The organism is Priestia sp. GS2 (assembly GCF_036409025.1).
GTDB lineage: Bacteria > Bacillota > Bacilli > Bacillales > Bacillaceae_H > Priestia > Priestia aryabhattai_A.
In genome coordinates this window covers 2,696,633-2,709,728 of record NZ_JAZGJX010000001.1, presented here as the reverse complement: position 1 = coordinate 2,709,728, position 13,096 = coordinate 2,696,633, and the positions used below count along the sequence as shown (strand labels likewise).

Sequence of the window (13,096 nt, the reverse complement as noted above, 5' to 3'; positions counted from 1 at the left end):
TGGAAGCTAGTGGTTTTTTACTATTATTTAAGATTTAAATGTTCTCTTAAAGTAGATGATAGCTGTTGTCGGTTTTCTTCTGATACGTTGTAGTAATAGACACCGTTCACTTTGCCACCGCTGCCCTCAACTTCAAGCTGATCTAACGTATGGCGTGCATCGCGGTAGTTAGCTTGAATCTCTTTCATATCATCAAACGTTAAGTTTGTTTTCACGTTTTCACCAATTGCATCTAAAATTGTACCGTAATTCGTTAAAGATTTAACGCTAGCACCTTCGTTAATAACGGCTTGAATAATCTGGCGCTGGCGCTCTTGGCGACCAAAGTCACCACGTGGATCTTTCTTACGCATGCGAGAGTAAGCTAATGCCTCTTCGCCATTTAACGAAATTTGTCCTTTTGAGAAGTTATAGCCATCATAGTTAAACGCAAGGGAGTTATTCACCGTAACTCCACCAACCGCGTCTACAATGTCTTTAAAGCTTTCCATGTTTACTTGTACATAATAATCAATCGGTACGTCTAAGAAGTTTTCAACCGTTTTCACAGCCATATCCACGCCGCCAAACGCGTAGGAATGGTTAATCTTGTCCTGTGTTCCTTTGCCGATAATTTCAGTACGCGTATCACGAGGAATACTTACCATTTTCATCGATTTATCCTGTGGGTTTACGGTAATTAAAATAAGACTATCTGAGCGGCCACGATCATTGCCGCGTGCATCTACACCTAATAGTAGGATGGAAATAGGATCTTTTTCATTAAAGTTAACTTTATCCGAACGCTTTTCAGATACGCTTCGCGATAAAGGGTCATGCGTTTGGTTAAACGTACTTTGAACAGAGCTATACAGCACTCCTAAATAGGTACCGATACCAATAATTAAAACTAGTAAAATGCTTAAAACAATTTTAAATCCTGTTTTTTTCTTCTTCTTTCTTTTTCTACGCTGTTCTTCCATATTAATCTCTCTTTCTTTATAAATTTGATAATAAATACATAAGTTCACTTTAATCCTTAAGAATCAAGACAAAAAGATTAAAAAAATGACAAATTTACTCATTTTTATTCAATTACTCTCAAATTATATTATAATAACAGAAAAAAGGAAAGCCACTAGTAAAGGAGATAGAAAATGAAAATTGCAGTTAACATCATTGCGTTTCTTATTTTAGTTATTTCTCTTGTTGTAGGAAAAATGTACTGGAATGAGAAAGTTGCCGCACAGGGCGTAGCCTCTCCAACGAGAGTAGCCGTTCAAAATAGCGAAGCAAAAGAGTGGAACGTAAAAAATTTACCAGAAGCGATTGTAACAAAGATGCAAAATGCTGAAGAAACAGGAGAACCTTTGAAAATTGTTATTGCTGGTTCTCAAGATACATCAAAAGAAAGTGATGCTTGGCCTGCTATAGTAGAAGAAGAATTAACGAATACATATGGATCAGATTTAGTGACGGTAGAAGTACAGGAATATGATCAATCGACCACGTTACAGTTTGTGAAGAATCAATCATACAAAAAGATTATTGCAGCACAGCCTGATGTGCTAATCTTTGAACCTTTTCTAGCCAACGATAATGGAGTAGTTGGCATTACAAATACGCTAGATAACTTGTCTATTATTATGAAACACGTAGAAGAACAAGTAGACGGCGTAGTTACAATTATTCAACCTTCTCATCCAATCTATAATGCCATTAACTACCCGAAAGAAGCAGAGCAGCTGCAAGCTTTTGCAGATGAACATGGCTATGAGTATATCAATCATTGGGAAAAGTGGCCAAAAGCGAGTTCAGAAGAGTTATTAACGTACTTAACCGAAGACAAAAATGCTCCAAATGAAAAAGGGAACAAAGCTTGGGCGGAAGCGGTAATTGAATATTGGGCAGCAGAGTAAAAAAAGCGTTCATTGTGAACGCTTTTTTACTTTGTAATCTAATTATATCGGCAGGTATATGAAAAAATTAAGGCCTTTCGAGTCCTTTTTAGCACATTTCGCGTATTAATCCATCTTTTTTACTACCAAAAAAACACATATGTCGATGCGTGTCGGATACTATGTGTGAAAATACCTATTAAGTAGATTATAATAATATAGATAATGAATTAGTAAGGAGTAGACATATGATAGACGTTTATACAAACATTCTACCTCAATTTGGCAGCGGGCCAAAAGATGAGCGTGAGTTTTTACAAATGGCGCAAAAGTTAGTAGATCAAGGCGTAAAGACCGTCATAGCAACTCCGTACTTTAACGGTAGTATGCAGGGGACGCATAAACATCAAATTCTTACATCTGTAGAAGAAGCAAATAGAAAGCTACAATCATCCTATTTACCTCTTACGATTCTTCCTGGTCAACGCATTTTAGCAACAGCGCACCTTTTACGCTCCAGTTCTCAAGAATATTTGACGCTAAGTGAAAAAGGGAAATATCTCTTTGTTCATATGCCTTTTGATAAGGGTGGAGAAGACTTTGAAACCATTGCCTACGAGCTGCAGCTAAAAGAGCTTGTGCCGGTAATCAGCGAGCCTGAGTGCTCTCAGTTCATTTTAAAGTATCCACAAAAGCTTTATCAGCTGGTGAAAAATGGTGCGATTGTACAAGTATCCGCTCAAAGCTTAACTGGAAAAAATGGACGCAAAGCGAAGAAAGCTGCACTTCAGTTTTTAGAGCATGGCTGTGTTCACTTAGTGGCAACGGGAGCAGATGCTAAAAGCTATGAGAAAAGTTCACTTCAAGATGCATACGAAGTGGTAAAAAAAGAATTTGGAAACGCAAAAGAGTTTATGCTTAGAGAGAATGCAGAAGCCATTGCAAATGGAGATGGGGTCTATCGCGAACGACCTGAGCGAATGAAAACACAGAAGTTTTTAGGTGTATTTTAAAAAAGTGAGGCACATAGCCAAGCTGGTTTGTTATATGGGACTATGTGGCTCCATGTGTTCTCAATAGCGAACTAGTCATAAAAGCATTGGTCGAATTATGACTAATGCTTTTTTACATGTGTTTCTATTGTTTTAAAACCGTAACCTTCATCATATCATTTACTTTTCCCCACACCTAAACAGGTAATAAATACATATATCTTCTCTTTTTCGATTCGTATTATCTAGTATAAAAGTATTGTTTTTGGCAGTTAATCCTGAAAAGCTAAGTTATGACTAGTCATAATAGGAATAAATTTGCTATTATGTACTTAATTAAGAACAAATAAGCGGTTAAATGTAAATTTTAGTTCTCAATTAAGAACAAGACCTATATCTTATGTCGTGAGAGGAGAAAGAATGAGTGCCATAGCTGGAATTTATCATAGGAACAATGATCCGGTATCCCAAGAGAATATGATGAGTCTCCTGGAGTGCTTATCACAATATCAGGCAGATGACACACGGTCATGGAAGAAAGACAACGTGGCGCTCATCAGTCATACACAATGGATTACACCGGAGTCCGTGGGTGAACAGCTGCCTTATTATGACTATGAAAAGCAGCTTGCCATCACGGCAGATGCAATTATTGATAATCGTGAAGAGCTGTTTAGGAAGCTACACGTTCATGATACACAGAGTGCGATAACGGATAGTGAATTAATTTTACTGGCGTATGAGAAGTGGGAAGAAGAAGCGCCAAAGTTTCTAGTCGGTGATTTCGCTTTTGTCATTTGGGATGAGCGAAAGCAGAAGATGTTTGCTGCCAGAGATTTTTCTGGTAACCGAACTCTTTATTTCTATAAAGATGACAGAAGATTCTCATTTTGTACAGCCATGAATCCGCTATTTTCTCTACCATATGTAAAAAAAGAGATAAATGAAGAATGGCTTGCCGAGTTTTTAGCCATCCCCATTACGTTTGAATCGACGGATGCATCGTCAACTGTTTACAAAGCCATTCAGCAAGTGCCTCCGTCTCATTCCATTACGGTGCGTGGTAATACGTTTCAGCTTAAGAGGTACTGCACGCTCAGTAGGCAAGAGCCATTGGGTTTAAAGTCGAATGAAGAGTATGAAGAAGCTTTTTACGAAGTGTTTCAACAAGCCGTGAATTCCAAACTGCGAACGCGAAAAAAAGTTGGCGCTCATTTGAGCGGAGGGTTAGATTCGGGTTCAGTAGCAAGCTTTGCTTCCCGAACTCTTTCTAAAGAAAATAAAAAATTACATACGTTTAGCTACGTGCCGATAGATGGCTTTCAGGATTGGTCACCTAAAAGCAGAGTAGCCAATGAAAAACCTCTTATTCAATCGACGGTTCAGTACGTAGGGAACATAGAAGATAACTACTTCAACTTTGAAGAAAAAAGTCCGTTTTCTGAGATTGATGAATGGCTCGATATAGTAGAGACGCCGTACAAATTCTATGAAAATAGCTTTTGGCTAAAAGGAATTTATGAGCAAGCTGCCAAGCAAGGAATGGGCGTCTTGCTAAATGGTCAAAGAGGAAACTGGACGGTATCGTGGGGGCCGGCTCTCGACTATCAAGCAAAGCTGTTAAAGCGTGCCAACCTAGGTAGCTTTCTGCGTGAAGTCCATTTGTACAGTCGACAGTTAGGCGTCAAAAAATCGCGCGTTTTCCCTGTTGTAGCAAAGAAGGCGTTCCCGAAAGTGCATTCGCTGCTTTCAAAGAAGAGTCCACCACCTTTTCCTCCGTTTATTAATCCAGACTTTGCGCAGAAGTTTCGCGTATACGACAAGCTGGAACAGCACGGAGTAAATACAAGCGGGCTGTTGGATAAAAGCGCATATGAAATTAAAAGAATTCAATTTGCAGAGCCGTACTACTGGAGCATAAACGGAACGTATACGACTAAGCTCTCTTTACACCATCCCCTATGGGACCGGGATCCCACAAATGACTTAAGAGTTGTTCGATTTTGCTTATCCGTACCTGAAAACCAGTTTGTTCAAAATGGCCAAGGCCGTTCGCTTATAAGAAGAGTAACCAAAGGCTTTCTTCCAGATGATATCAGGCTAAATCAAAGGACAAGAGGTCTACAAGGAGCAGACGGAATTCAGCGGATGACGTCGGATTGGAGTCTCTTTATGAATGAAATGGAATTAGTGACGAAAGCAGACTTCATGTCAGAATACGTAGATATGACCGTGATTAAATCCGCTATGGAAAATCTAAGAGATAACCCGCGGCCTGAACATGTATTCCATCATGATTTCAGAGTGCTCATGCGCAGTTTGATTCTCTATCGATTCATGAAAAGGCTGACTTGAAGGGAGGTGATACGATGAAAAGAGAATGGGAGAAACCGGTATTAGAAGTACTTGATGTGAACATGACAATGGCTGGACCTGGATTAAGCACACCTGACGCGGTACAGCCTGACCCTGATGAAACAATTCATTATAGTTAATCTCAAGTAGTGAGTGGAAACGACTGCCCTTATACAAGTAAAGATGTATAAGGGTTTTCAAAAAAATTGATGACATCTGGAGTGAAGTGAATGGTTAGGATACAAAATGATTATGCTTATAGTGCTTTTGGGCTTACGATTTCGAGTGAGCTGCCGCTTCCAGAATTAAACTCTCTTGATCTTCCAGGTGATACTATAGATGTTTCAATTAAACTAGCAGACTTCACAGAAACTAAAGTTCTTTTAAATCAAGAAAAAGGCTTCACCGTACACCAAGATGAAGTTGCGTTTGAAGTTCCGAATACAGCGCTTTTTTCAATACGAAACGGCAGCGAAATTATCGTAGTACCTCTAAAAGAATTTGACAAAGATCGAGTAAGACTTTACATCCTAGGCACCTGCATGGGGGTACTTCTCATGCAAAAGCGCATACTCCCTCTACACGGGAGCGCGGTAGCTGTGGACGGAAAAGCATATGCGATTGTAGGAAACTCTGGTGCCGGTAAATCTACGTTAGCTTCGGCTTTTATTCAAGAAGGCTATAAGCTTATAAGTGATGACGTCATTCCTGTCACGTTTTCACAAGACAATGTTCCCATTATCCAACCAACTTACCCCCAGCAAAAGCTGTGGGAAGAAAGCTTAGCTAACTTTGGAATGGATACAGGAAGATACGAGCCTTTATTTGAACGAGAAACAAAATATTCGATACCGGTGAAAGACAGCTTTTACAATGATTCTCTTCCACTGGCAGGAATATTCGAACTCGTGAAAGGCACTCCAGATTCTGTGGAGGTTCGAAAAGCTGATGGATTAGAAGGATTTCGGATTTTGCATCATCATACGTTTCGTGGCTCGCTTGTCCAAAGGTTAGGGTTAAAGAAATGGCATTTCGAGTGTTCTTCAACTATTTTAAAGAGTGTTCCAGCGTTTCAGTTAATCCGGCCTGTTTCAAGGTTTACACCATACGAATTGGTAGCCAAAGTAGTCGATAGCATGAAAGAAGGAGGATTAGGATGACTAGAGTAAAACAACTTTCAATGAATCATCTTGTGACACAACGAGAAGGAAATATAGTCAGTGATATGGGTAATGAAAAAGTCATGCTCAATATTGAAAACGGGAAGTACTACAACTTAGGAACAACTGGAGGCGAGATGTGGGAGCTTATTGCTGCGCCAATCGCTGTGAGTGAAGTAGTTACGAAGATTATGACGAAATACGATGTGAGCAAAGAGCAGTGTGAAGAAGAGGTTCTGTCATTTTTAGAGCATATGTATGAGGAAAAGCTAGTTCAAGTAACGACTCAAAAGTAAATGCTTCTCTTCATTTAATAGTAAAGGGAGAGGAGTAGCTGGTATGAAACTAATAAAAAAAATGAGAAATTTTTTATGCTTAGAAACAAGTGAAAAGATACTATTGCTGGAAGCCTTGTATTACTTAGGCTATGGAAGGATTTTTAAAGCGCTTCCGTTTTCAAGAGTTGCTCCTACTCTAGGTGAGCCTATGACGGAAACAAGCTTTTCCGAAAGCACATCCGATTATGTTGTGTTGCAAAATATTTCAAAGGCAATCCATCGAATGAGTCACTATACATTTTGGGAAAGCCAATGTCTAGTAAAAGCGGTAGCCGGTATGAAGATGCTAGAAAGACGCCAGATTGAAAGCACGCTTTACCTTGGAACCGGAAAGGATAAACAGGGAAAACTCATTGCGCATGCGTGGCTGAGAAGCGGATCTGTATACGTAACCGGTTCGGAAGGAAAAGAGCAGTTTACCGTGGTCGGGAAGTTTTCTAAGAGGATGAACAATAAAAAAACGACAATCACTCACAGCAAAACCTAAAGCATCATATACGGCTATGGGTTAGTCTAGGAGGACAGAACTTGGCACCACTACTATATTACGTAAAAAGATTACACCAATTTTCTGGGAAGATTCTTTATTTTAACCTATTTGGAATGGTGATTGTCAGCTTGCTTGAAGGAGTTGGCATTTTACTTATCATTCCCTTGCTGAGCATCGGAGGAATTATTGACGCGAGTGTTGGTTCAGACAAGCTACTCCCATTTTTCAATCTGTTTCATAACGTTCCTCACAGTCTCTATCTACCTTTTGCGTTAGGCCTTTATCTGTTACTGATTGTTGGACAAAACGTGCTGCAAAGAAGCCTATCGATTCGAGATGTAAGAATTCGAGAAAGGTTTAGCCGGCATTTAAGATTGGAGGTTTACAGCTCGCTCCTTGCTTCTGAATGGGGACTCTTTCTACGAAAAAGAAAATCAGATCTTACGAATCTATTAACCGCTGAGCTAGCTCGTGTGATAGGCGGAATCAATTTTTTTCTTCAATTTATTTCAAACGTGACGTTTATGCTTATCCAAGTTGCTATCGCCTTATGGCTATCCGTAAACTTGACGGTTGTCATTTTGCTATTGGGCGTTATTTTGGGGTATTTCTCCAGAAGGTTCGTAAAGAGATCAAAATACTTAGGTCATAGAACCTCTAAGCTTGGAGAAGAATACATGGCAGGCATAACGGATCAGCTAAATGGAATGAAAGATATAAAAAGCAACGCATTAGAAGAGTCACATGTTAACTGGCTGCAGTCCTTAACGCTTAAAATGAGTGACGAACAGCTAGAATATATTCGATTGAAATCAAGTTCCAAGCTTGTGTATAAAGTGACGTCTGCATTTTTGATTGCCGTATTTATCTTTGTTTCCTTAGAATTTCTTCAAGCTCAACAAGAGCAGCTGTTACTCATCATTCTTATCTTTTCCCGCTTGTGGCCAAGATTTACTGCTATTCAGTCAAACGTTGAGCAAATAGCCGCAACCATTCCTGCTTGCCAATCTCTTCTGGAACTAATGGAAGACTGTAAAAAAAGTCGGGAATTTACGAAAGAAACGACCGAAGCAGCCGCAAATCGTTCTAGTAATCAGCGAGAGATAGAATGCAAAGATGTATATTTCCGTTACAAACAAGAAAGTGAAAGCTATGTGCTAAAAGGAATTAACCTTACCATTCCTGCTAGGCAAATGACGGCTATTGTAGGTCCATCGGGAGCTGGAAAAAGTACGCTTATCGACGTGTTAATGGGGTTGAATTCACCTGAAAGAGGAAGCGTCTTGGTAAATAAGAATGAACTAAAAGGAAACGTCGTTTTGTCGCTAAGGCAGTCCATTAGCTACGTGCCTCAAGATCCCTTTTTGTTTCATGGGAGCGTAAGGGAGAATTTACTGATGGTGAAGCCTGAAGCAAGCGAAAATGAATTATGGAAAGCGCTTAAATTCGCTGAGGCAGAACAGTTTGTGAAGGAATTGCCGCAAGGGCTCGATACGGTCATTGGAGACCGAGGAACAAAGTTATCGGGCGGAGAGCGTCAGCGCCTCGTTTTGGCAAGAGCTATTTTAAAAGAGCCATCTGTACTTATTCTAGACGAAGCAACAAGCGCATTGGATACAAACAATGAAAACAAAATTAAAGAATCACTTGAGCGTTTAAAAGGCGAAATGACAATTATCGTTATTGCTCATCGCTTGTCAACGATAGAAGCTGCTGACCAAATTGTTGTGTTAGAAAAAGGAGAGATTACGCAAAGAGGCACGTTTCAGCAGCTTGCTGCTCAGCCAGCCGGTACGTTTAGGGAGCTGTTAAAAGGTCAGCTAGAACTGGTATAAGTGAGAGCTGTTTTAATCACCATAAATTTTGTAAGGAGAGTGCGAAAATGTCATGATTGGTTCCCGTGTTAAAGAAATAAGAACGCAAAAGCACATATCGCTTACACAGCTTGCAGAACGCTCTAAAATCACGAAATCGTATTTAAGTAATTTAGAACGTAATATTTGTGATAATCCAACAATTGATATTGTGCAAAAGCTAGCTGCTGGTCTTGGGGTTTCTCCTGTATCTCTTATTGGGTGGAGAGATACGTATAAAGAAAGAGAAAGCATTAGTAGCGTAAAAAATGAAATCATTCACATGGAGCTTACGCAGCTGGAGGAATTAAAAAAACATGTGGATTTAGTTATTTTCAAAAAAAAGAAGCTTCCTTTAGGTGATTTTCATGAATTTCTTTAACTTATTACAAGTTTGAGAGGAAGTTTCCTAAAAAATAAAGGCAGGTATAAAAGAAATGATGAGTAATCATTCTAAATTAGATTTAACCGTTTTATCTAAGGAGCTAAAGCTTTTAATCCAGCTAGTAAAATCAAAGAATGAATTGAAAGACATAGACCAGCTTCAGAATATTGACTGGCGCTTATTTTTAGATTTGGTTCATCACCATAGATGTCAGCCCATCATTTATTTGAAACTAAAGGACATGCCCCAAACAATCGTTCCGTTAGAAATTATCCAAGCCTTACAGCAGACGTACACAAAAAATACATTTAAGATGCTTCAGCTCAGCGGAGAAATGGAGCAGATAAGCAAGCTATTTGCTGAAAATGAAATCAAGACGCTGTTTTTAAAAGGTCCAGCTCTTGCTCATCACTTGTACGGGGATATTTCGCTTCGAACGTCAAAAGACTTAGACGTTTTAGTTCGGGAAACAGACTTAGACAAAGTAGATGCGCTGCTTTTAGCTTCTGGCTACGTAAAGGATGGAGCAGCCCCTATTTTAAATGAAAGGAAATGGAGAAGCCATCACGTTGAGTACGTCCACCCGCAAAAGAAAATTCAAATTGAAATTCACTGGCGATTACATAATCCGCCGGTGAAAGAACCGTCTTTTGACGAGCTTTGGCAGCGAAGAAGACGCAGCGCTCTGACAAGCTCGCCTGTCTTTTTTTTAGGTGAAGAAGACTTGTTTTTGCATCTTGTGGTTCACGGGGCACGTCACGGCTGGTTCCGTCTGCGCTGGCTAGTAGATATGGATAAAGTGTTTCAAAAAAAGCTGGATTATCAACAAGTAAAGGTATTAATGAAGAAATTAGGTTATGCTCACTTGGTCGGGCAAGCAATGATTTTAAGTTCTCAGCTGCTGAATACATCAGTTAACAAGGAGCTAAAAGCAACAACAGAAGGTTCGCGACAAAGGAAGCTAGCGGAAAAAGCATATTTCTATATTCATATCTCAAAAGAATTTACGTATGACCCTAGCTATTTAATCTCATTAAAATCTAATATGCAAAAGGTTTTTTATGCAATGATGTTATTTTATCCACGAAGCTGGGATGCAAGAACATTACCATTACCAAAACCTCTTCATTTTCTCTATTTCCTGCTGAGGCCATTTTTATGGATGGGAAGGAAAGTAAAGAAGCTCTCATAGTAAGCAAACAAGAAGAAAGGGTTAGTACTGCTATTCAATCTAAAGGTGGAAGAGCAGCGAATGTCAGCATTCGCTGCTCTTTTTGCTTTAATAAAAATTGCTAATTAATGATGTTAGTGAAATGCATTTCAACTCTTCCGCATACATATAAACGGTGACAATATACCCGTTGTGCAGTGAGTGGGAGACACACCTTGAAAATTATGTATGAGTAAAGGGGAATGAGGCATGGGAGCATTTTGTAGAGAGTGTGGCAAGCAGCTACCCGAAAATGCGGTCGCTTGTCCAAGTTGTGGAACGATGGTAAATGGAGTACGCCAAAGGAATGACAAAGAAGTTCGAGAGTCAAAGGGAGCGACCTCTTGGCTAAAGATATGGGGTGTGGTGGCCACTCTACTTGTGCTTGGAGGAGGCGGTTACTTCGTCTATGATTACGTAACGACGAACCAACAGAATTCGAATGAAACAACGACTCACGTAATTGAACAGGCAGCTGAAGCACCGACTGTAGCAGAAAAAGAAGTAGCCGATAATGAAGAGATGCCTAGGGAAGAGATAGCACCGAGAGCAAAGGCAGCGCCGACAGCTCCGAAACCAACGAATATCGTGAATGACTATAAAAAGAAGCTTGCGAACGTTTCTGTAAAAGGAAGCAGCGGAGCGTTTTCCGTTGATAGCTGGGAGATTGAGCACGATAAAGTAAATGGCACCCTTTATATAAGCGCAGATCGCCTTGGAACGCCGTTAGCGAACCGCTTTTTTACGCTTTACGATAAGGGGGAAATGAGCGTATTAAAAGCATGGGGAAAAGACGTGTATCATGTCAGCAGTGAATTGGCAACACGTTTGGACGCGTCTTTATATATTAGCGTAGGAACTGAGTGCTTAGGGGCTTACCCTTACGCTATGGATCCTTCTATGCTGGTCGATTATTCAGGTTCGTGTGGATATTCCATCCCTATTTTAATCGGCGAGACAAAAGATAACCTGATTCTCTTTGATGACGAGTATGTGTACTATGATGATGTGGTTGCAACACCACCACCTGTCAGTAATTCCGAGTATGTTATCACAGATAGCGACCGTCGTGAGCTGTCAGCTTCTGAGGTGGCAGGACTTAGTAAGCATGAGTTGTATATTGCGCGAAACGAAATCTATGCGCGTTACGGCTACGTATTCGAAACAGATTACTTGCAAAACTATTTTAACGCAAAGTCCTGGTACTATCCCGCTTCTTCAAACAACATTAAGCTCAGTAAAACGGAAGAGTATAACGTTGCGCTTTTAAAGAAAGAAGAGGAACGTAGGTAATGAAAGGTTGGTATTTACTACTGCTGGTTGCGCTTGTCTGCCTCGTTTGGGCATTCATGCTGGGAGTGGATAGAGAAAGCGATAATGAGCTTATGGAAGGAACGTATGAAACCATTCCAGTTAAGGTATTAAAAGCGAAATCATTTTCACTAGCGGAAGCTAAAACGGAAGAACCCCAAAAGTCGTTTATTGTTTATTTAGACCCCGGCCATCAAGCGCAAGCCAATATAACACATGAGCGCGTGTCGCCTCGTTCGAGCGAAACGAAAATGAAGGTCACGGGCGGAACAACAGGCGTTGCCACAGGAAAGCCTGAGTATGTGCTGAATTTAGAAGCGGCTTTTTTGCTTGAAGAGCTTCTAACAGAAAAAGGGTTTGAGGTGTATCTTACACGTTCTACTCATGACGTTGATATCAGCAACAAAGAGCGAGCAGAAATGGCAAATGAAAAGAAAGCAGACCTTGTGATTCGGCTTCACGCAGACGGAGCCGAGAATCCAAACGTTAGCGGCTTTGGGGTTCTCGTTCCAAGCAAAGAGCAAGCAATCTCCAAACAAAGTGAAAGCGCAGCAACTCTCATTGTAAGTGAAGTGAAAAAGCAAAGTGGTATGAAAGTAAACGGCATTCGCTACCGCAGTGACTTAACGGGCTTTAACTGGTCTACGGTGCCGGTTGTACTTCTTGAAATGGGGTGTATGACCAATCCAGAAGAAGATCAAAAGCTGTCTGATCCCATGTATTTAGAAGGAATGCTTGAAGCGGTCACGACCGGAGTGGAGAGATACACAGCATTACAATAGGAAGGAAAAGAATGGCTTCTTGCCATTCTTTTTGTTTAGGTCTAATTTCCTGAGTGTCAATTCGTTCTATGCAGGCGTTTCTACAATATGTAAAATATATGAAGATACGAAAAAATGGAGGGTTTCTATGCAGGCAGAGCAAAAAAGAAAAGAGTCGAAGTTGAGTGTTGTTTTTGATTTCATCTTTTCAGGTTCCATTATTATAGCAATCTTAGTTCTAATTTATAGTTCGTTATTTACGGGTTCATGGTGGATTGGCCTCATTTTTATGATTTTGTATTCAAGGTTTTATAAAAAATGCAACGACCAAATTATTTGGGTTATAATCTTTGGCACAGCCTTC

The 13,096-nt window shown here is 40.1% G+C and carries 13 protein-coding genes; 12 read left to right on the top strand and 1 reads right to left on the bottom strand.

The annotated features are described in order from the left end of the window. Nucleotides 1–23: 23 nt before the first annotated feature. Nucleotides 24–962: a polyisoprenyl-teichoic acid--peptidoglycan teichoic acid transferase TagU gene (tagU, locus tag V2145_RS13900; RefSeq protein WP_330987875.1), complete on the bottom strand. Its 939-nt coding sequence runs from the start codon at nucleotides 960–962 to the stop codon at nucleotides 24–26. Nucleotides 963–1,136: 174 nt separating this feature from the next. Between tagU and V2145_RS13895 the strand changes: the two genes are divergently transcribed. The 12 genes from V2145_RS13895 (at nucleotide 1,137) to V2145_RS13840 (ending at nucleotide 12,753) form a co-directional block, all read left to right on the top strand. Continuing rightward, nucleotides 1,137–1,898: an SGNH/GDSL hydrolase family protein gene (locus tag V2145_RS13895; RefSeq protein WP_061784878.1), complete on the top strand. Its 762-nt coding sequence runs from the start codon at nucleotides 1,137–1,139 to the stop codon at nucleotides 1,896–1,898. A 227-nt stretch (nucleotides 1,899–2,125) separates the two neighbouring features. Then, a complete protein-coding gene (locus V2145_RS13890) occupies nucleotides 2,126–2,890 on the top strand; it encodes a tyrosine-protein phosphatase (RefSeq protein ID WP_330987874.1) in 765 nt (254 codons plus the stop codon). A 399-nt stretch (nucleotides 2,891–3,289) separates the two neighbouring features. Continuing rightward, on the top strand, nucleotides 3,290–5,224 hold the full coding sequence (locus tag V2145_RS13885) for an asparagine synthase-related protein (protein WP_330987873.1): 1,935 nt from the start codon (nucleotides 3,290–3,292) through the stop codon (nucleotides 5,222–5,224). Between the two features lie 14 nt (nucleotides 5,225–5,238). Then, entirely contained in the window at nucleotides 5,239–5,364 is a 126-nt protein-coding gene (locus V2145_RS13880) for a paeninodin family lasso peptide (protein WP_025909593.1), read from the top strand. 90 nt (nucleotides 5,365–5,454) lie between these two features. Then, nucleotides 5,455–6,384: an aldolase gene (locus tag V2145_RS13875; RefSeq protein WP_330987872.1), complete on the top strand. Its 930-nt coding sequence runs from the start codon at nucleotides 5,455–5,457 to the stop codon at nucleotides 6,382–6,384. Next, nucleotides 6,381–6,680, top strand: coding sequence for a lasso peptide biosynthesis PqqD family chaperone (locus tag V2145_RS13870; RefSeq protein WP_094912810.1), 300 nt, complete (start codon nucleotides 6,381–6,383; stop codon nucleotides 6,678–6,680). Before V2145_RS13875 ends, V2145_RS13870 begins: the two co-directional genes overlap by 4 nt. Nucleotides 6,681–6,723: 43 nt before the next feature. After that, complete coding sequence (locus V2145_RS13865; protein ID WP_210608746.1) at nucleotides 6,724–7,209, top strand: lasso peptide biosynthesis B2 protein; 486 nt, start codon at nucleotides 6,724–6,726, stop codon at nucleotides 7,207–7,209. A gap of 41 nt (nucleotides 7,210–7,250) precedes the next feature. Continuing rightward, entirely contained in the window at nucleotides 7,251–9,047 is a 1,797-nt protein-coding gene (locus V2145_RS13860) for an ABC transporter ATP-binding protein (RefSeq protein WP_330987871.1), read from the top strand. Between the two features lie 52 nt (nucleotides 9,048–9,099). Continuing rightward, nucleotides 9,100–9,447 carry a helix-turn-helix domain-containing protein gene (locus V2145_RS13855; protein ID WP_210608728.1) on the top strand — a complete coding sequence of 116 codons (348 nt, stop codon included), beginning with the start codon at nucleotides 9,100–9,102 and terminating at the stop codon, nucleotides 9,445–9,447. Between the two features lie 58 nt (nucleotides 9,448–9,505). Continuing rightward, nucleotides 9,506–10,642: a nucleotidyltransferase domain-containing protein gene (locus tag V2145_RS13850; protein ID WP_330988143.1), complete on the top strand. Its 1,137-nt coding sequence runs from the start codon at nucleotides 9,506–9,508 to the stop codon at nucleotides 10,640–10,642. 228 nt (nucleotides 10,643–10,870) lie between these two features. Further along, entirely contained in the window at nucleotides 10,871–11,953 is a 1,083-nt protein-coding gene (locus V2145_RS13845; protein ID WP_311858897.1) for a YARHG domain-containing protein, read from the top strand. Next, entirely contained in the window at nucleotides 11,953–12,753 is an 801-nt protein-coding gene (locus tag V2145_RS13840; protein WP_330987870.1) for an N-acetylmuramoyl-L-alanine amidase family protein, read from the top strand. Before V2145_RS13845 ends, V2145_RS13840 begins: the two co-directional genes overlap by 1 nt. Nucleotides 12,754–13,096 lie beyond the last annotated feature (343 nt).

Bases quoted from the DNA above. Each gene is read 5' to 3' on its own strand.
- tagU (WP_330987875.1), bottom strand. From the start codon at position 962: ATGGAAGAACAGCGTAGAAAAAGAAAGAAGAAGAAAAAAACAGGATTT.
- V2145_RS13895 (WP_061784878.1), top strand. From the start codon at position 1,137: ATGAAAATTGCAGTTAACATCATTGCGTTTCTTATTTTAGTTATTTCT.
- V2145_RS13890 (WP_330987874.1), top strand. From the start codon at position 2,126: ATGATAGACGTTTATACAAACATTCTACCTCAATTTGGCAGCGGGCCA.
- V2145_RS13885 (WP_330987873.1), top strand. From the start codon at position 3,290: ATGAGTGCCATAGCTGGAATTTATCATAGGAACAATGATCCGGTATCC.
- V2145_RS13880 (WP_025909593.1), top strand. From the start codon at position 5,239: ATGAAAAGAGAATGGGAGAAACCGGTATTAGAAGTACTTGATGTGAAC.
- V2145_RS13875 (WP_330987872.1), top strand. From the start codon at position 5,455: ATGGTTAGGATACAAAATGATTATGCTTATAGTGCTTTTGGGCTTACG.
- V2145_RS13870 (WP_094912810.1), top strand. From the start codon at position 6,381: ATGACTAGAGTAAAACAACTTTCAATGAATCATCTTGTGACACAACGA.
- V2145_RS13865 (WP_210608746.1), top strand. From the start codon at position 6,724: ATGAAACTAATAAAAAAAATGAGAAATTTTTTATGCTTAGAAACAAGT.
- V2145_RS13855 (WP_210608728.1), top strand. From the start codon at position 9,100: ATGATTGGTTCCCGTGTTAAAGAAATAAGAACGCAAAAGCACATATCG.
- V2145_RS13850 (WP_330988143.1), top strand. From the start codon at position 9,506: ATGAGTAATCATTCTAAATTAGATTTAACCGTTTTATCTAAGGAGCTA.
- V2145_RS13845 (WP_311858897.1), top strand. From the start codon at position 10,871: ATGGGAGCATTTTGTAGAGAGTGTGGCAAGCAGCTACCCGAAAATGCG.
- V2145_RS13840 (WP_330987870.1), top strand. From the start codon at position 11,953: ATGAAAGGTTGGTATTTACTACTGCTGGTTGCGCTTGTCTGCCTCGTT.